General features: G+C 43.0%; 20 protein-coding genes. 4 read left to right on the top strand and 16 right to left on the bottom strand.

Annotated elements, in window-relative coordinates; all coding sequences use genetic code 11:
* The first annotated feature begins 794 nt into the window (after window positions 1-794).
* The gene (locus R8N49_RS16375) at window positions 795-1,046 is read left to right on the top strand and encodes a YgjV family protein (protein ID WP_005376619.1); all 252 of its coding nucleotides are present in this window, start codon (window positions 795-797) and stop codon (window positions 1,044-1,046) included.
* Between the two features lie 88 nt (window positions 1,047-1,134).
* Here R8N49_RS16375 and R8N49_RS16370 read toward each other — a convergent pair whose 3' ends face one another.
* Together R8N49_RS16370 and R8N49_RS16365 are read right to left on the bottom strand one after the other, a co-directional pair.
* A complete protein-coding gene (locus R8N49_RS16370) occupies window positions 1,135-1,416 on the bottom strand; it encodes a DUF2218 domain-containing protein (protein ID WP_005376622.1) in 282 nt (93 codons plus the stop codon).
* Between the two features lie 41 nt (window positions 1,417-1,457).
* Window positions 1,458-3,464, bottom strand: a complete 2,007-nt coding sequence (locus tag R8N49_RS16365) for a TonB-dependent siderophore receptor (RefSeq protein WP_318190017.1) — start codon at window positions 3,462-3,464, stop codon at window positions 1,458-1,460.
* A 116-nt stretch (window positions 3,465-3,580) separates the two neighbouring features.
* On the opposite strand from R8N49_RS16365, the gene R8N49_RS16360 reads away from it, so the two are divergent.
* Both R8N49_RS16360 and cueR read left to right on the top strand, forming a co-directional pair.
* On the top strand, window positions 3,581-4,549 hold the full coding sequence (locus R8N49_RS16360) for a helix-turn-helix domain-containing protein (RefSeq protein ID WP_053349178.1): 969 nt from the start codon (window positions 3,581-3,583) through the stop codon (window positions 4,547-4,549).
* 87 nt (window positions 4,550-4,636) lie between these two features.
* A complete protein-coding gene (gene cueR, locus R8N49_RS16355; RefSeq protein ID WP_005376627.1) occupies window positions 4,637-5,023 on the top strand; it encodes a Cu(I)-responsive transcriptional regulator in 387 nt (128 codons plus the stop codon).
* Between the two features lie 42 nt (window positions 5,024-5,065).
* Here the strand turns inward: cueR and vctC are convergent, their stop codons facing one another.
* The 13 genes from vctC to rbsD all read right to left on the bottom strand — a co-directional run bounded on the left by vctC (window position 5,066) and on the right by rbsD (window position 17,678).
* A complete protein-coding gene (gene vctC / locus R8N49_RS16350; protein WP_025767868.1) occupies window positions 5,066-5,821 on the bottom strand; it encodes an iron chelate ABC transporter ATP-binding protein VctC in 756 nt (251 codons plus the stop codon).
* 2 nt (window positions 5,822-5,823) lie between these two features.
* A complete protein-coding gene (gene vctG, locus R8N49_RS16345; protein ID WP_005376631.1) occupies window positions 5,824-6,774 on the bottom strand; it encodes an iron chelate uptake ABC transporter permease subunit VctG in 951 nt (316 codons plus the stop codon).
* Entirely contained in the window at window positions 6,767-7,702 is a 936-nt protein-coding gene (gene vctD / locus R8N49_RS16340) for an iron chelate uptake ABC transporter permease subunit VctD (RefSeq protein ID WP_017820306.1), read from the bottom strand. Before vctD ends, vctG begins: the two co-directional genes overlap by 8 nt.
* 22 nt (window positions 7,703-7,724) lie before the next feature.
* The gene (locus tag R8N49_RS16335; protein WP_005376635.1) at window positions 7,725-8,633 is read right to left on the bottom strand and encodes a siderophore ABC transporter substrate-binding protein; all 909 of its coding nucleotides are present in this window, start codon (window positions 8,631-8,633) and stop codon (window positions 7,725-7,727) included.
* Between the two features lie 163 nt (window positions 8,634-8,796).
* Window positions 8,797-9,477: a Crp/Fnr family transcriptional regulator gene (locus R8N49_RS16330; RefSeq protein ID WP_186585383.1), complete on the bottom strand. Its 681-nt coding sequence runs from the start codon at window positions 9,475-9,477 to the stop codon at window positions 8,797-8,799.
* 134 nt (window positions 9,478-9,611) lie between these two features.
* Window positions 9,612-10,343, bottom strand: a complete 732-nt coding sequence (locus tag R8N49_RS16325) for a nucleoside phosphorylase (RefSeq protein ID WP_017635382.1) — start codon at window positions 10,341-10,343, stop codon at window positions 9,612-9,614.
* A gap of 10 nt (window positions 10,344-10,353) precedes the next feature.
* On the bottom strand, window positions 10,354-11,085 hold the full coding sequence (gene pnuC / locus R8N49_RS16320; RefSeq protein ID WP_213986367.1) for a nicotinamide riboside transporter PnuC: 732 nt from the start codon (window positions 11,083-11,085) through the stop codon (window positions 10,354-10,356).
* Window positions 11,086-11,584: 499 nt separating this feature from the next.
* The gene (locus tag R8N49_RS16315; RefSeq protein WP_025767871.1) at window positions 11,585-12,607 is read right to left on the bottom strand and encodes a substrate-binding domain-containing protein; all 1,023 of its coding nucleotides are present in this window, start codon (window positions 12,605-12,607) and stop codon (window positions 11,585-11,587) included.
* Between the two features lie 35 nt (window positions 12,608-12,642).
* Window positions 12,643-13,560 (bottom strand): ribokinase, encoded by a 918-nt coding sequence (rbsK, locus tag R8N49_RS16310; protein WP_017820311.1) that lies wholly within the window; start codon window positions 13,558-13,560, stop codon window positions 12,643-12,645.
* Window positions 13,561-13,783: 223 nt separating this feature from the next.
* The gene (gene rbsB / locus R8N49_RS16305) at window positions 13,784-14,662 is read right to left on the bottom strand and encodes a ribose ABC transporter substrate-binding protein RbsB (RefSeq protein WP_186585385.1); all 879 of its coding nucleotides are present in this window, start codon (window positions 14,660-14,662) and stop codon (window positions 13,784-13,786) included.
* Window positions 14,663-14,749: 87 nt separating this feature from the next.
* Window positions 14,750-15,733 carry a ribose ABC transporter permease gene (gene rbsC / locus R8N49_RS16300; RefSeq protein WP_005382618.1) on the bottom strand — a complete coding sequence of 328 codons (984 nt, stop codon included), beginning with the start codon at window positions 15,731-15,733 and terminating at the stop codon, window positions 14,750-14,752.
* The gene (gene rbsA / locus R8N49_RS16295) at window positions 15,730-17,235 is read right to left on the bottom strand and encodes a ribose ABC transporter ATP-binding protein RbsA (RefSeq protein ID WP_005373147.1); all 1,506 of its coding nucleotides are present in this window, start codon (window positions 17,233-17,235) and stop codon (window positions 15,730-15,732) included. Before rbsA ends, rbsC begins: the two co-directional genes overlap by 4 nt.
* Before the next feature lie 23 nt (window positions 17,236-17,258).
* Window positions 17,259-17,678, bottom strand: coding sequence for a D-ribose pyranase (rbsD, locus tag R8N49_RS16290; protein WP_005382620.1), 420 nt, complete (start codon window positions 17,676-17,678; stop codon window positions 17,259-17,261).
* Window positions 17,679-18,151: 473 nt separating this feature from the next.
* Here rbsD and R8N49_RS16285 point away from each other — a divergent pair, with 473 nt between their 5' ends.
* Window positions 18,152-20,512, top strand: a complete 2,361-nt coding sequence (locus tag R8N49_RS16285) for an EAL domain-containing protein (RefSeq protein WP_025767875.1) — start codon at window positions 18,152-18,154, stop codon at window positions 20,510-20,512.
* Between the two features lie 139 nt (window positions 20,513-20,651).
* Here R8N49_RS16285 and R8N49_RS16280 read toward each other — a convergent pair whose 3' ends face one another.
* Window positions 20,652-21,227 (bottom strand): imm11 family protein, encoded by a 576-nt coding sequence (locus R8N49_RS16280; RefSeq protein ID WP_025767876.1) that lies wholly within the window; start codon window positions 21,225-21,227, stop codon window positions 20,652-20,654.
* Window positions 21,228-21,564: the final 337 nt, after the last annotated feature.

Below are 21,564 nucleotides of genomic sequence, written 5' to 3'. Positions count from 1 at the left end.
GCATACTGCACACCTTTATACGATTAAACTAAGTATTGAATCATTAAACAATCGATAAATACCCTACTACCAAGCAACATAAGTAAAACTTACTCGTAGTCACAGAAATGTGACACATGTGCTGACGCGTAGATATCGAATAATTATATGAAATTGATACCTTATTCTGATTAAGTGTAGTTGTTTTAAGAAAAGAAGAGAGATGAAATCATTCAGCTAAACGCCAGACTGCCGGTTGCGATCAATAATGGAAGAAAAGCAATGAGAATGTTGTATACACCGGAGCGTGATGACAGCTTAATCAATATCGGTGACGAAAAAAACGTAACGATTAAATATTGAACAACATAAATTGCAGGACAAAATGCAACGATAAAAAAGTGGCTTACGATATGAATCCCCGCACACCATGAGTTCGGTTTTGTTCTGATATACAGCAAAAAAAACACGAGCAAGCTAATAATAAAATACATAAACACAGCACTTGAAAATAATTATCATTTTCAATGATATGTAAATATTCCCTTACTTTCAATGGTGTTTGAGCTATTAATGTCATCGTTATTATCAATCAACACAATAAGTAAAATTATCAGTAATTCCAGTCCTAAACGTTTGCGTAATCGCTAACCTTCTCTTAACCTTGATTTGAGGCTTTTATCACGGTTTTTCCATTGATATAGTGCGTCCATACAACAAAAAAAGACCATTCGAGGCATGGAGCTTCCTCATTAATCTCAAGATGAGAAGAATTGGTACCGACAAAATTCGGCAGATTTTAAGAGGGTCAAAAAATGGACATGAATATGGTTGAGATTTTAGGTTATGCAGCTTCAATCATGGTCGCTATTTCGCTAACTATGAAAGATATTGTTAAGCTTCGTATCCTTAACTTTATTGGTTGTGCGCTATTTACCGCTTACGGACTAATGATTGATTCTTGGCCTGTAGTATTAACTAACGGTTTTATTGCTTGCGTTAACATCTACTTCCTAGCAAAAATGCAGCAGGAAAAAAAAAGCCTAGAGCCTGAGAAAGCGCAATAGCATTCAAACAATAAAAGCCCGCAAATCATAAGATTGCGGGCTTTTGCTTTTAATATTCCACTTCTATCACAGCATCCCTAAACGAGCGCTAACGAACCCAGCTAAGTGCTAATGTTTCTCGACGAGAAAACATGTCCACATGCGATGAAATGATCGCCTTAACCGTATTCAGTTTCTCTTCTGAATCCGCCTCACAGGTTATAGTTAGGCTAGATGCACAAAGGTTAAACTCCGCTTTTCCCGTCGGAAATGTCACCAAACCGCTATTTTCATTCCAAGTAGCAGGAACCTTTCGTCCAAAATGCCGACAAAGCGTCACTAAGTATTTGTCAGCGTGTTCACTATCTATTCGGGTGCTTTCTTTAATCATGAACTTACTCGTTACTTTGAAACGTCCTATGAAGAACCTTGTTAGAATTGATAAGCTGCAGAGAGCTTGAAGTTGCGACCCGGCTCGTAGTCATCAAGCGTGAAGCCACGTGCAGTACCCGAACGAGACGCATGAGAGCTGTACAACTCGTCAAATACATTATCAATACCAAAGGTCACCGACAGTCCATCAATATCAGACGGCACCCATTGAGCGTATAGATTATGCACATCATAACTTGCTTTCTTTGGCTGACCATCAAAGACGTTGTCTTCCTCTAGAACAAACATTGAGTTCCACCCGAAGATCGTTTCTAAAGCGTCTGACTGGTAATCCAAAGTTAGAGCAATGCTATCACCCATATCAATGCTACGCCCATTGCCCCCAGCAACAGGACCACCAGTATTCTTGTTTTTGGTGTCCGACTTAGAGTAAGAAAGTTTGCTGTTAAACTTGTCGTAACCATAAGAAGCACTTGCCTCAAAGCCTTTAATCTCAACATCACCTAAGTTGTAAATCAGGTAAGTTTGAGTCGCGTTTTGGTACTGGTCTGCAATGTAATCATCAATTTCCGTTTGGAATATCGTAATATTCGCCCCAAAGAAATGCTTATCAAAGGTTTTATCAAAACGAACACCACCCTGCGTGTTCAATCCCGTTTCTGGCTTTAACCCATCCTCTAAAAATGCAACGTCTTGGTAAGCAATAAAGGTTTCCATTAGCTCTGGACCTTTAAATAGAGAGCGTGCACTCGCAAACAACGTCCAATCTTGCGTCACCGCCCATTCTGCTGCTAGAGCCCAAGTTACATCATCATAATTACTGGTTCCTGTCTCAGCTTTGCGTTTGTAATCATCAAAGCGCATACCTGCAGTAATAAAGAAGGCATCAGAGAAGAAGAACTGATCTTCTACAAACAGTGCGGTTGAAATCGCCGATTCGTCCATAAACTTACGACTACCGTAGTAACTCGAAGACGTTTTATCCATGTAGTCGAAGCCATAAGTGACTCGATTATCAAACTCACCTAACATAACATCTGACTGGAATTTGCCATTCAAACCAAAGTTTTGGTTTTTGGCGGTGTTCTTTGATAAACGGTTCGAGGGCCAACGAGGGGCCATCACCGTTTCGTCACGTTTAATTTCTGTCTCGGTATTATAAAGAGTGACGTTTCCTTGGTGTTGTTCGCCTCGCAACTCGTAACTCAAGGTAACGGTATCGCGGTCATAATCCGTAGGGATAAGTAACTTGCTCGACAGGCTATTATTTGCACTACCAGACATATCAGGACGCGGACTGTAATCTCCACTGTCTCGGTACATGTCATAAGAGAGCTCAAAACGATGGATGTCATTTAGTTCATACCCCAGCTTAGCCAGAATGTTGTAAACATCACCTGCAGCACCATAGGTTTTATTGCCATCACCATCTTCAAAATCATCACGCGTAACGTAATGGCCATAGACCATCGCATCAATGTTTTCGGACAAAAGTCCGTACAGTGTCAACGAACCTTGTTGGTTGTCGTTGGATGCATAGCCGCCATAAACACGCGCACCAAACTTTTCATCGTAACGAAGTAAGTCACGAGCGTCTTTCGTTTCAAAGTAGACCGAACCGCCTAACCCGTTTTGAGTCACAGAGTTATTACCTACCTGAATGTCCGCAGATTTGAGAATGTCAGGGTTCAACGTCAAGTTACCAATATGATGGAACATGCTCGCATGCTGAGAAGCACCGTCAAGACGAATGTCCAAATCGGTTTCGCTCAAACCACGAATCGTAATACGTTGATTCACAGCGTGTGTTCCACCAACATCTACACCGGGAATATCGCGCAGTAAATCAGACATATGATCCGCTTGCTTCAGTGACATGTCGTCCGCAAACATCGACTCAGTGTTGCTGGAAACTTTCGTTCCCCATACAACGACCTCTTCAAAATGTGACTCAGTATCTTGAGCTAAAACAGGGGTTGATAGCGCCATTCCCACTGCAAGGCAAAGGCTTGAAAGCTTGATAGGTGAACAAGCAGGGCTTTCCATAACTTCATTCCTAAATATTAATGATAATAATTCTCAGGTATAATAAGCATGAGTTTTATAAATACAAAGGCGATTTGGTTATGCGAAATCGCACAAGTGTTATGAGGAAGTGTCAAATGCAGGAAGTCACAACAAAACGAACTAAAATTGCCAAGATAGCTTTAACCCAAAGACTAAAGGCGACAGAGAAACAATGGATTGTCACGCAAGGCCAACCTTGTCAAACTCAACTGGCCGAAGGTAAGTTCCTATCATATCAGTATAATGATCAAATTTTTGTTCATGGCGGGCGTTGTCTAGAACTTATTGATTCGAATATTGTTTCTACTGCACACGCCTCACTGCTGGTCACTATTCTTTTAGAAGGTAGACTCTCGTTTGGCTACGACGATTTGCAATTTGATTTAGACGCGAGCGACGGCCCTAAGGGTGTAGTGGTGAACTTACTCAAACCTGCAAATTTTCGTCGTTCACTGCTCAAAGATAACCTCATTAATAAGATCAACATATTGGTTAAGCCCCAATGGCTAGAGGCCCGCCTTGAGCAAAATTGTAGTCATCGAGCCTTTTTTAACTCTCATCAGGCGTTTCAACAGTTGGAGCCTAACCAGACGCTATGCGAGTTGGCCGAAACGTTAACAAATAGAGAAACACCGCAAGAGTTCCAAGAAAAGCTAGAGGTCGAAAGCTTGATCTATCAAATATTACATCAAGCCACCAAGCAAATTCCTAAGAATTTCAGTGCTAAAAACAGCAGTATTGAACGACACATTGATGGTCGAATTGAGGATATTGTCAGCTATATTGAAACTCACCTTGATCAAGAACTACGCTTGGAAAAGTTGGCGAGCCAATTCTCAATGAGTGTTTCAAACCTGCAGCGTCGATTTAAACAATCACTTAATATGACCATAAACGGCTACATTCGTTTTCGACGTCTTGAGATTGCTAGGCAACATTTGGAACGTGGCCTAGTGACGATAACAGAAGCCGCCTATGAAGCCGGATACCACCACCCTTCTAACTTCACTTATGCCTTTAAAAAGGCATTTGGTGTGCCACCACATGAAGTGATTAAAGAGTAAGGGGACTCTAGGTAACTGACTGTTATTTAGGAGTGTCTTATCCACAACATCGGTATATACTCGCCTTAAACGTTATGGAGGTTAAACATGAATATTGGTGCCGTCGCGAAGCTCACTGGGCTTTCATCTAAGTCGATTCGATTATATGAAGACAAAGGGATCATATCTCCACCAGCGCGTAGCGACTCTGGCTATCGCGAATATTCAGATAATCATATTCAAGAGCTTAACTTGGTATCACGCGCAAAAAGCGCAGGCTTTTCGTTGCAAGAATGCAAAGAGTTCGTACAACTTGCTCATAACCCCAATCGCAAAAGTAGCGAAGTAAAAGCAAGAACCATGGACAAACTGAGAGAGGTTGAAGAAAAAATTGCACACCTCATGGAGATCAAAACGCAACTTGAAGGTTGGGTTTCTTCTTGTCCTGGAGATGCAGAGAGCCGATGCCCAATCATAGACGAGCTCACCAAGTAAGCCCGCCTATCTATTGATCTCGTTAAAAACGAACTAGCTCGCTTAATGATAAGTACACATGCGCTTACCGTTTAACTCTATGATGTTAAATGGCGTTTCATAGATGTCCTCTAGCGTAGACGCTTGAATAACATCTTCAACCGCACCACTCGCCACAACTTTACCTTTCTTAAGCGCCAATATGACATCTGAGTAACACGCCGCGAAATTAATATCATGAATCACGACCACCATGGCTTTATTCATGTCATGGGCTAACTGCTGCACAACTTTCATGATCTGAAGAGAGTGTTTGATATCTAAGTTATTAAGAGGTTCATCAAGAAAGACATAATCTGTATCTTGTGCAATCACCATAGCAATAAATGCAAGCTGTCGCTGACCACCACTTAATTCATCCAAGTATTTGTCTTGAATATCTTGCAAATCTAAGTAGTCGATCGCTTGTTCTATGACCTCATGATCTTCTTTAGTCAGATTTCCTTTAGAGTATGGGAAACGACCAAAAGAGACTAACTCTTTTACGGTAAACCGCATTGTAATCGAGTTAGCTTGGCGAAGTACTGCCAGTTTTTTCGCTAGCTCTTTTGTGTCCCATTCCGCGATTTCCTTGCAATCAATGATAACACTACCGCCATCTCGCTCCGTTAAGCGCGAGGCCATAGATAACAGCGTGCTCTTTCCCGCGCCATTTGGACCGATAATCGATGTTACCTTGCCCTTTTCAAACTGAGTATTGGCCTCGTCTACGACTTTGTTTGAACCGAAAGCCTTCGTTAATTTGTCTATTACTATCATATTTATACAACTTTGTTTTTCAGCAGCAGGTATAAGAAATACGCACCGCCGATAAAGTTAATTACGACACTCAACGTCGTCTCAAAACTGAACACGTTTTCGATTATCCATTGCCCAGCAAGTAATGAACTGATGGATAGAAACGAACATCCGACCAATAGCGTTTTATGTTGGTAACTTCGGAACATTTCTCGGCTTAAGTTGGTCACTAGTAAACCAAAGAACATGATTGGCCCTACCAAAGCCGTAGAAATAGCAATCAAAACCGCCGAGATAATAAACACATTTCTCGTCACTTTAGGTACATCAACACCCAAACTTTTCGCATTGTCTTGGTCGAGCCAAAACACATCTAAAGTGCGATGCATCCTAAACAACAACCAACATGCAAACATCAAAGCCGGAGCACTAAAGTAAACCAAGTTCACTTTGACATTATTGAAACTGGCGTACAGTTTCGACTGAACAATTGCATATGTGTTTGGGTCCATCAGCAAAGAAAAGAATGACGCCGCATTGGAAAATAGCTGACCAAAGATCAAGCCGACCAATAGCAACGTAATCAAGTTCTTGCTGCCTTTTGAAAAGTAAAACCCAAACAGCAGTAGCGAAAACGACACCATTACAATTACTGCAATCGCGAAATTGACGTACAAGTTAAGAACTAAGGTACTCAACCCACCAAAAATCAACACGATCAAAATTTGGGTTAACACATACAGCGCATCAAAACCCATGATACTTGGCGTTAAAATTCGGTTGTGCGTAATGGTTTGAAATACAAGTGAAGACTGAGCAATGGCCACACCCGCTAGCACTATCGCCAATACTTTAGGAACTCTACGAGACAAAAAATATTGGTAGTTGTCAGCCGTTAGCCCAATACCAATAAACAGACACGCGAAAAGAATCGCAATGCCACCTAGCAGCAGGATTTTCGTTGAATCACGCATGTTGCTTACCTCGCAACAACATTGCGATGAATACCACGCCACCCAATATGCTAATCACGATAGAGATTGGCATTTCATGAGGGAAAATAATTAAACGACTCACCAAATCGCAACACAACACTAAAATGGCCCCATACATGGCCGTAAGCGGAATGTTCTTTTTGAGGTTATCGCCATAAAAGTGACTCACGAGATTCGGTACAATCAGCCCTAAGAATGGCAACTGGCCAACAATCATCACGACACTTGCTGACATGATGGACACCAATAGCACGCCAATCGTCACAACCTGCTGATAATTCAAACCCAAGTTAATCGCGAAATCTTTTCCGATACCTACGGCAGAGATCCTTGCGGCAAAAAGATAGCTGAGGATAACCATTGGTACCGCGATGTACAGCAGTTCAAAATCACCACGCAAGATGTTGGCGAAGTTTGCGACTGTCCAAGCATTCAGACTTTGAAGTGCATCATATTTGTAAGCGATAAACGTAGTCATGGATTGGATGACATTGCCGAAAATAATCCCGACAAGTGGCACAAAAACCACGCTCTTAAATTGAATGCGCTGAATAAAGAAAACAAACGCCAGCGTCCCAAATACCGAGATGCCGAACACGAGCCAAAGGTGATTATCATTACCAAAGAAAACCACGCTCAGTACATAGCCCAGCATGGCACATTCGATCGTACCAGTTGTAGAAGGTGCCGCAAATCGGTTCTGGCTGATTTGCTGCATGACAAGACCCGCAATACTCAAGCCAGCACCAGCAAGCAATATGGCAAATAAACGTGGTATACGGCTGGTAAAGAAAAGTTCTAATGCTTTCTCATCACCTGAAAAGAGTTGTTGGGGCGTCATGTTTGCCACCCCAACAAATAACGAAACCGTGCTTAAAACCACAAGGGTTAGCAATAACTTCTTCAAAGTTAACCTCTGCTATCTTGGATTACAGTTCAACGGTTTGCTTTATCTCACTGACCATTTTTTCTGTTGCTGTCACACCAGACATCGACAAGTACCACGCGTCCACATCTAAATAAGTGATTTTATGATTTTTATATGCCGCAGTCGCTTTGACTAAGTCGTTATCCATGGATTTACGAATATCGTTATCCGGCGTACCTGTCAGAGAATTTCGGTCAACCACGAGAATATTTTTCGGGTTAGCTTCACGAATAAACTCATAAGAAATGACATCTCCGTGAGTGCCCGTTTTCACGTGCTCAACCGTTTCCAAGAAGCCAAAGTCGTTATAAATGACGCCAAATCGCGACTGGGCACCAAACGCGCTGATGTTGTCACCCATGCTCAAAATCGTTAATGCATCATTTTTGTTCGATTGGTTGTAGTCACGGATTGCTTTAAATTGAGCATCTAGCGCTTCAATTTTCTGCTCTACTTTTTCTTCGATATTGAAGATCTTACCAATATTGCGCCATTGCGCTTGCGTGCCTTCCCAATAGCCTTGGTTCTCTTTCGCCGCAAAAACAACTGTAGGGGCAATTTCACTCAGCTCTTCATATTTCGCAGACGCTCGCGGACCAACCAAAATCAAATCCGGTTTTTGCATGTAGATGGTTTCAAAATCAGGTTCAAACAAACTACCCGCAGAGGTGTAGTTATCTTTGCTGTATTTTGAAAGGTAACTAGGAAGATTAGAAGAGTTAGATACTGCAACAGGATCGATACCAAAGTTGTCCAGCGCATCTAGCGGGCCAAAGCCAATCACAACCACACGCTCTGGGGATTGTTCTAGCTCTGTTTGACCCATGTAGTGGTCAATCACAACTTTAGCAGCAAAAGAAGGAGAAACAGTAAATAACGACAGCATAGCCGCACCGACGAATTTTTTCATTTTGTTAAGCCTTAATGAGATCTATTATCATACGCGTTCGCAATATAACGCTACTCTTTAATGCATTCAACAAAATTTAAGGTACTTTACATTAGTTACGTTTACTCAAGACTTAGATATATCAAAGACTTATAAAACTCATCAATTTCAATACCTGGGCGTATCATTCATGCGCATCAATAAACGCTTTGAGTGCCAGCTCATCAATAATCTCCAAACCGTTGTCTGTTTTGGTAATCAATCCCTTTTCAATCAAGTCCTTAACTGCACGTCGATAGACTCGGCCTGAGGTGCCAAACCGCTCAGCCTCTTGGTTCACTTTATCAAAACCACCAAGCAACTTATCCGTCTGATTACGGACGAGAAGATCATAGGCAATGTTGTAAGTAATGGGATGCAACAAACGATTAGTGTAGATATCCATGGAGTCTTGATAATCCTCAGCCAATGCTGAAGCGAAGAACACCATCATTTGGGGATGATTTTGCAGTGCTTCGGTTAGTTTTTGGATACAGATAACATCAACCTGCATATGTTCATCTGCTATCACATTCCATTGACAAGGAGTCTGAGTGAAGAACTCCATTTCACCATAAATATGATAGTCGCAGTTAGCTTCCCCTAATTGAAAACGTCGTCCATTTGCGGCCAATATGTTCATCGAGACTCGACCTACTGGCACAACATACAAGTACTGAAGTTGCTCACCTTGGCGGAGAATTGCTTCCCCAGCATCAAAGTAACGCGAATTTATTTGGCATTGATAAATCAAATCGCGAAAGGTGGCACTCTTTTCTTCAAGGTATGTTTTGAAGCGACCAGTCGGATAAGGGCTGATTTTCATTTTCTGCTCTCTCAGAAAAAGTTACGGACAACTATTTAAGGTGGATTGTACCCCGTAACTCCAAATAAAAAAGCGACAGTGACCTGTCGCTTTACATCTATTCTGTTTATGTGACTTACTGAGATAGAGACTGGCTAACGCTGAGCAACCAAGGCTTCTAATGCCGTAATCGCGGCACTCTTCTCACCTTGCATCATTACTTTGGCCTCATCAACGTACTGACCAACACCTTCTTTCACATCTTGTTGATACAGCACCACGTTGTTTAATATCGAAGCCACATGAAGGCCTCGTAGTCGACCGACCGTAAACAGCGCAGAGGTTTCCATATCTGCACCTAAGATGCCTTTCTTGTTCCAATGTTGGCATATTGCATCCTCGTCATCGGTATAGAAACTGTCGTGAGAACGCACCACACCAAAATGATAATGCACTTTTTGCATCGACAAGTAACGCTCAACTTCCTTTAACAGTGAAAAGCTTGCGTAGGCTGGATAAGACGAATCGACATACGCTTTAGAGCCGCCCTCATCTCTTACCGCGCCTTCGGCAATGATCAACTCGCCAAGATGAATGCCTGATTGCATTGCCCCCGCCGATCCAACGCGTACCACATGAGTCACACCGCACTGTTTTAGCTCTTCCACTGCGATGATCATCGATGGCGCACCTATACCTGTACTACACACTGAAACAGGCTTGCCTTTGTAGTTGCCGGTAAACACACGGTACTCGCGGTTTTCCGACACCATTTCTGCATCATCAAATAATGCCGCGATACGATTCGCTCGATCTGGCTCGCCGCATACAATAACGAGGGGAGCGATTTGTGTTTCATCCACTCCGATATGAGGTTGTTTGGCCATTTTTCGTTCCTTACGCAGCAGCGTGCGCTAAGGTTTTATCGCCATTGCGCTTAGCGCTACGAGCCCACTCACGCGTGCCATTGGCAGCGATGAACATAAGAATCGCGTACTGAACAGACATTGCGTAAACACCTTGCGTCGCGTAGATACCCACACTGATAATATTAATCACGACCCATAGAATCCAGTTTTCGACGTATTTACGTGTCATCAGAATTTGTGCAACAACAGAAAGTACTGTCATGGTCGCATCCCAGAACGGAAACGCGTCAGGTTCAAGCACCGGTTCAGCCAAGCCAGCACCAAAGAGATTCAAGCTATCAACAGCAATGTTTGCTAGCGCAAAGAAAAATGGGTCGATATAGATCGTTAATAATGCGATACATGCAACGCTAATAGAGGCAGTAGTAATAAGTTTCTGTTTATTTAACCAGCGAACTTCCAGCGTTTCACCTTGTGCGTTTGGACGGGTCCACGCATACCAGCCGTAAATGTTCGCACAGAAGAAAAACAATTGAAGAAGCAATAATCCGTATAACTGAATTTGAAAAAAGATAACGGCAAAAAGCGTGACATTCAGCAAACCGAATAAGTAGTTGATGGTTTTTTCTTGGCTGGCAAACCAAATGCAAAGCAGTCCAAAAACGGTACCGAAAGCTTCGACCCAACTCATTGCGTAGCCGTCGCCGATCGGAATGTTAACGAGAGTATTATTAATATCGAGTAAGGCAAAGAGGTCCATAACATGTCCTTTATTATTTTGTTTGGAGTACGCTTATATTAGAGTGTGATCCCCAACAAAAAGGAGGACATTTGTCCTCCTCTTGATGCACTCGATCATAATTCAGTTCAATGTTTACTTGAAAGCAATAAATGATGCTATTGAACGATGTTGGAAATAGACGTGCCTATGAATCCAAGCCTAGATAGCGTTTTTTGAATGCAGAAGCTGATGCAAATAAAGCTGACGCCAAAAGTGTAATAATAAAGCCAATTGCGTACTCAAATGCTTCATTAACCAGTAGCTGATAGCAGCTCACAAAAAAAATCAATACAACTGTAATAACATTAACTCGGTGAAACCAAGGGTGTTTTACAGATAACTTAGCGTAACCTTTTGATAAAATTTGACTAATCCGCCAGACAACAATTAATAGTTTTATTTATAATCAACGACGATAGTAAGGCTTTATCGTATAAAGAGAAACGACTTTTTTAATTTTTTAGCTCAACATCACACGTCATTCAGTGACGTTTGACTTTAACCTCTTGACGCTTTTTCGTTCCACTAGAGTCGGTTCTAATTGTACGACCTGTGCCTCTGTTGACTTTTCATCCAACTTTCGGACAAGAGTCTCAACGGCAGCCTGCCCCAAACGGTACTTAGGCTGATGAATGGTAGTTAGCGATGGCGACATAAATTTCGCGATATGGATGTCATCGTAACCAATAATGGACAGGTCGTCCGGCACTTTAATATCGAGCTCATTTGCGGCGTTAATCACCCCCATCGCCATCATATCGTTAGAGACGAAAATCGAGCTAGGTAATGCGCCACGCTGAGCCATTTTTTTGAACGCTTGATACCCACCCTCACATTCGAAGTCAGACTCAATGATCCAATTGGCATTAAATTCCAAGCCAGCTTCGTTCATTGCTCGCTTATAACCTTCGTATCGCATTTGCGCTTGGTGTTTAATCAAAGGGCCTGTGATGCACCCAATTTCGGTATGGCCGCAATCAATTAAGTATTTCGCCGCTAAGTAACCGCCACGAAGTGAGTTGTCTTGGATTTTATCGCTTGTAAATAGCATCGGCCCCCAGTCCATTACCACAACTGGGATATCTGGGTAACGCTCAAATACATCGATACGCTCTCCTTCTAGCGACGAGCACATCAAGATCAAACCATCGACACGCTTTTGCAATAGCGTATTAATGGATTGACGCATACGTTCGTTATCACCCTCGGTGTTACATAAAATGAGGCTGTAGCCTTTTTGGTAGCAGCTGCGTTCGACGCCTTTTACGACTTCGCCAAAGAATGGGTTGGTTGAGGTTGTCACGAGCATACCAATGGTTTTGGTACGATTGACTTTGAGGCTACGCGCCAACGCAGAGGGCGCGTAGTAGTTAAGCTCTTTTGCGGCATTGTTAACGCGTTCAGAGATCTCTTCGCTCACAAAACGCGTCTTGTTAATAACATGGCTCACTGTTGAAGTGGAAACCCCTGCCAGTTTTGCGATGTCTTTCATCGTCGCCATGTTACTACTCCTATTTTAATGAGGCGTTGTGCGCCTTATTGTTCAGCGAGAAACGCGTCCACCTCTTCGCGGGTTGGAATCGACGTTTGCGCGCCAAAGCGGGTCACAGAAATTGCAGCCGCCGCATGTGCAAACTTAATCGCTGATTCTAAAGGTAAACCTTCTAGGAGACCAGTGACGAATGCCCCATTAAATGTATCGCCCGCAGCGGTAGTATCCGTCGCTTCAACGCGGAAACCCGAGATGATTTCGCCTCGACCGTTTTGGCTTAGCCAAACGCCTTTTGCACCGAGTGTGATCATGACAATTTCTATACCTTTACCATGTAGCACATTCGCCGCTTCTTGCGCGCTTTCGTTGTCTGTTACAGTAATACCTGTCAGAACTTCAGCTTCCGTTTCATTTGGCGTAATCACGTCAATGTAAGACAGTAATTCATCTGACAATTCACGAGCTGGCGCAGGATTCAAAATTACGTTGGTTTTGGCATCTTTCGCTACACGCGCAGCTTTCTCAATGCCGCACATCGGCGTTTCCAATTGCATTAGCAAGTAATCTGCTTGGCGAATACGCTCTAAATCTGGCTCAATCGCTTCTGCTGTCAGTTTGGCGTTCGCTTCAGCTGAAATGCAAATGCTGTTCTCACCACTGTCCGACACTTGAATCATCGCGATACCTGTCGGGCAATTTGGCTGCATCTTCACACCAGTGATATCGATGCCGTCCATTTTGAAGTTTTCGCGAATGTTAATGCCGAATGAGTCGTCGCCCACACAAGCGATAAAACCGATGTCTGCATTTAATCGCGCCGCCGCGACGGCTTGGTTGGCACCTTTGCCACCTGGGATAACTTGATAGTTGCGACCATGCAGCGTCTCGCCTGGGCGAGGGAAAGAAGGCACTTGAAGAACATGGTCAGCGTTTACACTACCTAACACCACTAACTTATTCATACGGTTATCCTCGGTTCTGAATGAACCCTTTTTAAAAACTGTTTAGGAAAATACATTAGATGACTTTAACTTCTCTTCCTGATGAAGGAGTCTCGATAAAAAGCCAAAGGCATCTATACCCCACACTTTGCAGTATTTTGGGTAAGTTTGCCCTCACCTCCTAAACGACAGATATAAACGGAGGAGAGAGCAAAAATTAGGATGATTTATTGGAACTTGAAACTTACTTAGTGACTACTTTTAGTGGTACTGGGATGTACTTTTCTACTTCTTCACCTTTCAAAACTTTGTCAGCCGTTTCAACACCTAAAGCACCGATAAGGTCTGGTTGCTGAGCAATAGTTGCCGCTAGTTTGCCACGGTTAACTGCTGCAATGCCGTCTTCCGTACCATCAAAACCAACGATAACGACATCTTTGCCAGAAGCTTGAACTGCGCGAAGTGCACCTAGCGCCATTTCATCATTCTGTGCAAATACCGCTTGTACATCCGGGTTAGCCGCTAGCAGGTTTTCCATTACGTTTAGACCTTTTGTGCGGTCAAAGTCAGCTGGTTGGCTAGCAAGAAGATCCATATCGCTGCCCTTCACGGCATTCATAAAGCCTTCACCGCGCTCACGCGCTGCCGATGTGCCCGCAATACCTTCAAGTTGAATGACTTTTGCTTTTTCGCCTACTTTTTCCATGATGTAGTGGCCTGCCATTTCACCACCAATTACGTTGTCCGACGCGATGTGACTCACAACTTCACCACGGCTTGCACCACGGTCTAATGTCAACACAGGGATCTTAGAACGGTTCGCCATACGAATTGCATTAGACACTGCATCAGAATCCGTTGGGTTGATAAGAATTGCTTTTACGCCGCGAATACTTAAATCCTCGATGTTCGACAGTTCTTTACTCGGGTCATTTTGCGAGTCCAGTACAATTAAGTCGTACCCCAATTCTTTCGCTTTTGCTTCCGCACCGTCTTTCATCGTTACGAAGAACGGGTTGTTTAGCGTCGAAACCACAATCGCCATGGTATCTTGAGCTTGCGCCGCTACCGATACGGTTGAAGAAAGAAGTGCAGCAGAGATAAGAGTTGCAAGTTTTTTCATCGTTCTAGTCCTTTGTGTAGGGTGAGCCAGTACACGTCCCCTGACTCGGTTTGTATTCACTGTTTTATATATACAGATTGTTATGAATTACTTGTTTTTGTTGTCTACCAATACCGCAAGCAAGATAACCACTGCTTTTGCAATCATTTGGTAGTAGGAAGAAACATCAAGTAGGTTAAGTGCATTGTTCAAGAAACCGATGATCAGCGCACCAATCAAGGTACCCATGATACGGCCTTTACCGCCCATCAAGCTGGTACCGCCAAGAACAACCGCTGCGATAGCGTCTAGCTCGTAGCCCATACCCGCTGTTGGCTGCGCCGAAGAAAGACGAGACGTTACAATAATGCCTGCAAGCGCTGCTAACATACCGCAGATGGCGTAGACACCAATCTTCACTCGGTCTACATTGATACCTGATAGGCGAGTCGCAGACTCATTGCCGCCTAGTGCGTAAACATAGCGACCAAAGCGCGTGTGGTTAAGTAAATACCAAGCCGCAGCGAACACAACCACCATTAACCAAACAGGAACTGGAATGCCTAGCGCGTAGCCAGTACCAAACCATGCGAACGCATCTGCGGTGTCAGTAAAGCCTGTCGAGATTGGACGACCTTCGGTGTACACCATGGTCACACCGCGTAGTAACGTCATGGTAACCAGCGTAGCGATAAATGCCTGCACCTTACCCTTCGCAATAATGATACCGCTGATCGCACCTAACGCTGCACCTGCGACTAAAGCAGTTGGAACCGCCACCAGCACCGGAACCTCAAGCGCAATCATGCTTGCCGCAAAGGCACCACACAATGCCAATACCGAACCAACACTTAAGTCGATGCCTGCTGTTAAAATAACTAATGTCATACCCACTGCGATAATGGCATTCACGGAGGTTTGACGAAGAATGTTGAGAATGTTGTCGACCGTAAAAAAGTTCGGGTTCAAAAATGACACAACAACGATCAGAAAGATCAAAGCTATCAGTGATTTTTGCTCAATCAGCCACTCTTTTGTGAACAACTTCTTGTTGCCAGTTTCGGTTGGTTTGCTCATGGTATTCGTACTCATGCTGCTTCCTCATTGATCTCTTTGCCTACGGCACAGGCGAGTAATTTTTCTTGATCGGCGTCTTTCGCATCAAATTCGCCAGTGATACGACCTTCATGCATCACTAAAATACGGTCGCTCATGCCGAGCACTTCAGGCATCTCGGAAGAAACCAAGATGATGCTCATGCCTTCGGCCTTAAACTTGTTGATGAGCTGATAAATCTCTTTTTTTGCTCCGACATCAACACCACGTGTTGGCTCATCCAGAATCAGAACTTTAGGTTTCGTCATTAACCCTTTCGCAATCGCAACTTTTTGCTGGTTACCACCAGATAAGTTGCCGATGATTTGATCTCGCGTTGGGGTTTTAATGTTGAATAACTTAATAAAATCTTCCACTGCAATCACTTCGTCGCTGTGTTGAATCTGGAAGCCTTTGGTCAGCTGGTTTAGCGAACAAAGTGACATGTTCTCCTTAACTGAAAGACCTAAAACCAAACCATCGCCTTTGCGATCTTCAGAGATGTAAGCGATACCATTTGCTAAGCCATCTTGCGGGCTAACCGGGTTAATAGTTTTGTTGTCAAGATTGATAACACCATGCTCACTAGGTAATGCGCCGTAAATGACTTTCATGAGTTCAGTGCGGCCTGCGCCCATCAAGCCAGAAATTCCGAGAATCTCACCGCGCTTGAGAGTAAAGCTCACATCCTGAACGCCAGACCCAGTCAAACCAATGACTTCAAGACAGGTTTCGCCATGTTGGACATCAATACGTGGATATTGCTCTTCTAATTTTCGGCCAACCATCATTTCAATTAGGCCATCTTCATCAGTGTCGGACACCTTGCACTCACCGATAAACTTACCATCACGAAGCACTGTAATATCATCACAGATTTCAAAGATTTCTTTAAGACGATGCGAAATGTATACGATGCCGCATCCTTGCTCGCGGAGCTCATTAATCACTTTAAACAGTGATTCCGTTTCGGTATCGGTCAATGCGTCCGTTGGCTCATCCATAATGATGACTTTCGACTCAAACGAAAGTGCCTTTGCAATTTCCACCATTTGTTGTTCACCAAGGCTTAAATCGCCAAGCAATGTTTTTGATGAGTGCTTTACATTCAGACGTTTTAAAAGCTTGTCAGCTTCGTCATACATTTTGCCCCACTGGATACGCCCTAAGGAGCCAGTGAACTCTCGTCCCAAGTAAATATTTTCGGCAATCGTCAGTTCAGGAATCAGGTTCAGCTCTTGGTGAATAATGCTAATACCAGCTTCCTGTGAATCGCGTGGACCTTTAAAGGCCGCCGGCTGACCTTGATATTGAATGCTCCCCGCATCCATGTGGTAAATGCCTGTCAACACCTTCATTAACGTTGACTTGCCTGCTCCATTTTCACCCATCAGCGCCATAACACGGCCTGGATAAACATTCAGGCTTGCTTTGTCGAGTGCTTTTACGCCCGGAAACGCCTTCTCAATTTCGCTTAGTTGTAGAATGGCTTGAGTCATAATCTGTCCTCAATATCTCTGGCTTAAAAAACCACGCCCGCTTGGAAAATAACGTTCGCATATGGCGAGCATTCGCCGGTTCTTACGATAGCGCGACTTTGCGCCGTGCGTGCTTTAAACGCTTCATGTGACACGTAGCTCACTTCAATAGATTTGCCCGTTTCTTCACTCTCTTTGCTCAGTTCGTTGAGCAACGCTTCATGCAAAACTGGGCTTGCATCAGAGAACTCTTCCGCAATGATGACCCCTTCGATTTGGGACTCAGATAGAATTACGCGAACAGTATCAAGAAAACTTGGTACCCCATGCGTTAGCGCCAAATCGATTCGCTGAACATGCTCTGGGATTGGTAGACCAGCATCACATATCGTGATCTCGTCGGTGTGGCCTAGCGTCGCCACCAAGTAAGAAATATCTGAGTTAATTAGGGTACTTTTTTTCATCTCATCGACCTTTCGGTTACACGTTCATACAACCATGAGCGCCTGTCTTAAAGTGTTTTCGTTATTAACAGAAAACTCATCGAAACGTTTCGATGAAATAATAATTCGTCATCGCAATTTGACCAGTGTGAGATCGATAAGGTGTGAGAATGATCTGTAATTCAATTGTCATTGAATAGGAAAAGTGCACTTGAGTCACACTTTACCATCGAAACGTTTCGATGATGGTATTTACCTGTCATTACGGTTAGGTTTTATACAGGGAGGAAGGAAAAGAGACGTCCAACTACTGAGAAAACCTCTAGTTAATAAGCTCGAAACCTTTCACGTCATCACAATTCTTAGATAGCTGCCTGATTTTGGAGAACGCTCACCTTACAATCTGGTTACAATTTGCCAAAACACATCATCCGTTCAGTACCTTACCTGGTACGCGACGTTTGTAGGGACACAAACGGAAACTAAGAACCATAATGAAGTTAAGCAATAGAGTCATTTTGCTTGTCGCGCCAGTGATCTTATTAAGCGCGTTAGTATCTAGCTATATTATTTATAGCATTCAAAAAGTGACGCTCATCAAGCGGGAAGACAGCTATATTCAGTTGCAAATGGAAAAGCTCGCCGGGCAGTTTCGACAAGCGAATATTTTTCTTAATAGTTATGCCTATACGCTCAGTAAAAGTGATGTATTACAAGACTATTTGGTAAATCATAACAACCCCTATCGTGAACGAGTCTTGTTTAACCGATTAGACGAGACCGCTGAAGTATTGAGCCATGGTTACAAAGGCGATGCGAGCATGGCGATCCTCGACGGCAAACAAAACCTTCTCTACTACACAGAAAACAAATATTACGAATCATCGGGCGTGGTCGACCCAAAGGTGTTAGAGTACATATCACGAAGTTTCAATGAGAGAGAGGCTTTCAGTCACACTGGCTTTATTTATAACTCCAGTGGACAAAGCATTCTTCTTCAATATGAGGTCGTCGACAAAAGAACGGGGACTCACCCTTTGAGCTTTGACTCGAAAAATGTGTTTTTTGTGGTAGTTTCCGTATCACTTGAAGCCTTTAACGAGATTAAGCATGACATCGAGTTTGACACACACAGCGTGATTACTTTCGCCGACAAACCCATTTATCTTGATATTCCTCTCGCTCAAACCATTGAGCTGCTGCCGCACTTTTATGCCGTGCTTTCTCCTGCCGAATATTTAATGTGGAATAAAGTCGATAAAGTGTGGCTAGAACTTGCTTTCTCCTTTGGCGTAGCGGCGTTTTTCACCATCACATTAATCATTTTGGTGTTGTACCGCTATGTGTTGCGCCCTGTTTCTCGCCTTGATAAGCAGCTGAACGAACTTGAATCTAATCAACGTGACAATATTGAAAAGCTAGAAACAAACGATGAAATAGGACGCCTCTCTGCACGCTTTTTTGATATGTATGAGGAACTTAATGTCATCTATAAAAAGACAAAACGCCTAGCTGAAACGGATCACCTGACGCAACTCGCCAATCGCCATCGTTTTCATGAGCTTGCCACTCGTGAACTTCTCTCCCCTTCGCAGTTTCTGTGGGTTGTTTACGTCGATCTTGATAACTTTAAATACGTGAATGATAAATACGGGCATGAATTGGGAGATAACTTATTAAAAGTGTTCTCATCACACATCAAGAATGCCTGTCAAAAGTTCTCGCACGATTACAACAGCCCCTGCTTTGCCGCCAGGTTATCTGGTGACGAATTTGCAATTTTGCTGAGCTCAAATCAAGAGGTAAAACGCTTGCCTGATTTGCTTGCATCAGAGTTACTAAAACCGATTAGTAATCTCAGTTCATCTTGGAGTAATTCATTTCCCGTTACGGCAAGCGTAGGTATTGCACAATATCCTCAAGACGGTACTGACATCGCGAAGTTACTCTCCAGTGCCGATGCGGCTATGTATCAAGCAAAACGGGCAGGGAAAAATCAATACGCCTATTATTCAGCCGCTCTCAATATTGAGTCTCAAAGACGAAGTCAACTTGAACGTGCGCTCCGAAAAAGCAATGTAGAGGAAGAATTTCACCTTGTTTTTCAACCCTATATGAACAATCGAAGCAACGAAATTGAGGGGTTAGAAGTCTTGTTGCGCTGGGAAGCCGAAGGTATCGGCCCTATCCCTCCAAAGGAGTTTATTCCAATTGCTGAGCAAGCCGGATTATTTGATAAAATTGACCGCTGGGTTTTCGCCAATGCAACGGCGGAATACCATCAATTAAGGAATATTTTCGGTAAGAATATTGTTCTTTCGGTCAATCTTTCATCAGCAGAGCTAAACTCGATAGAAATGGCAAACTACATCCATGAACAAGCGACACTGCACAGTGTTAAACCAGAATGTATTGAGATAGAAATAACCGAAACCTTTGCCGCAGAACAACAAGGCACGGCTCTACTTGATGAGCTATCAAAACGTGGCTACCGTCTTGCAATTGATGACTTTGGTTCTGGTTACACATCGTTAACTCAGCTCGTTCAGTATCCGGTTCAAAAAATCAAATTTGATCGAGAGTTCCTCGTTACATTGATGAAGACCAACAACGGCCATGTGATCAAACCTATTATTGAGCTATGCCATGCCCAGAATAAAACGGTTACAGCAGAAGGTATTGAACACAATATGATGCATGAATGGCTATCGGCATACCGCTGCGACTATATGCAAGGCTATTTATTTGGCAAACCAATGACTAAAGAACAATTGAGCTTGTGGTGGCAATCGGCAAATGACGACAGTCGATTTGATGCGTCCATGGCCAGCTCAATTAGGGTTTCAAGAACATAAGTTAAGGGGAGACGTACAGCTGTCACAACTGTGGCGGCTGTATTTAGTTATATATGAGCTTCATTGATAGATGCTCAGCTTTTGTTCCCCCATACCTATATCTATGACTTTAGTCGAGTAAATCACTATTTATTCGTTTTTAAACCAGCACTTCCTTGAAATCCAAACCGGTCAAATTCAGCGCTTTGACGCTATCGTACAAGCCACCTTTTTTGTCCGTGCAAAACGTTCTGAGCCCAGCACCTTTTACTCTGAACAAGTCAGATTCATTAACGGCTTCCCTATTCAAAACGAGTTTCTTAAACGGTCTAGCACGACTTAGCTTACCATGACGAAGATTATACTCGGTAGCAGAGGTATCAATGGCATCAATTTGAGTGACAATGTTTAATGCTCGCCAAGGCTTTCCTTGTAGATTTAATGGTAAAAATTCGACATTCTCGCTCAACACATCGAGCTTATCCGCAATAGAAGCGGATACAGCAAGAGTAAAAGATCCCCATGCTGCAATATCAGGCCTGGGTAATGGCTTTTCACCCTTAACGTCTAACCATTCAATATCAATACTTTTCCAACTGGCTTTAACAGACTCTCCATAGAGTTGGATAGGTTTGCTTGCCGTTACTTGAAGAGACATTTCCAATGGCGACTCTCGCAACATTGCAAAATCATTAACATTGGGAGTGACAATAAACACTTTATTAAATGCTGTCATAACCGTCCTTAAATCAATTTGAGCGCTTTCAAACCAAACATAATAAATAGAGTTTACTTTCATGTTCAAAAATTTAATGAATTCAGATCTGGCGTTCTTATCTTTTAATTTCTAAGTTTTATTATTTATATATTTTAATCCACACGATAGAATTATTTTTTAAATTTTTACTATGTACCCTTCCTTATGTAATCGAATAAATTAGAGAATAAACAATAGCACGCATCACTTCACTTTTTTCGAGCTCATCACTCTCACTTAAACGATACATTCACAAGTTCAATTTTTGTACGACTTAGACTTGGCTTTGTCAATCGTGAATTAAAAACAACCGATT

The organism is Vibrio sp. 1978 (genome assembly GCF_033344345.1).
The sequence above is the reverse complement of the archived record's forward strand: the minus strand, read 5'-3'. Positions and strand labels throughout refer to the sequence as shown.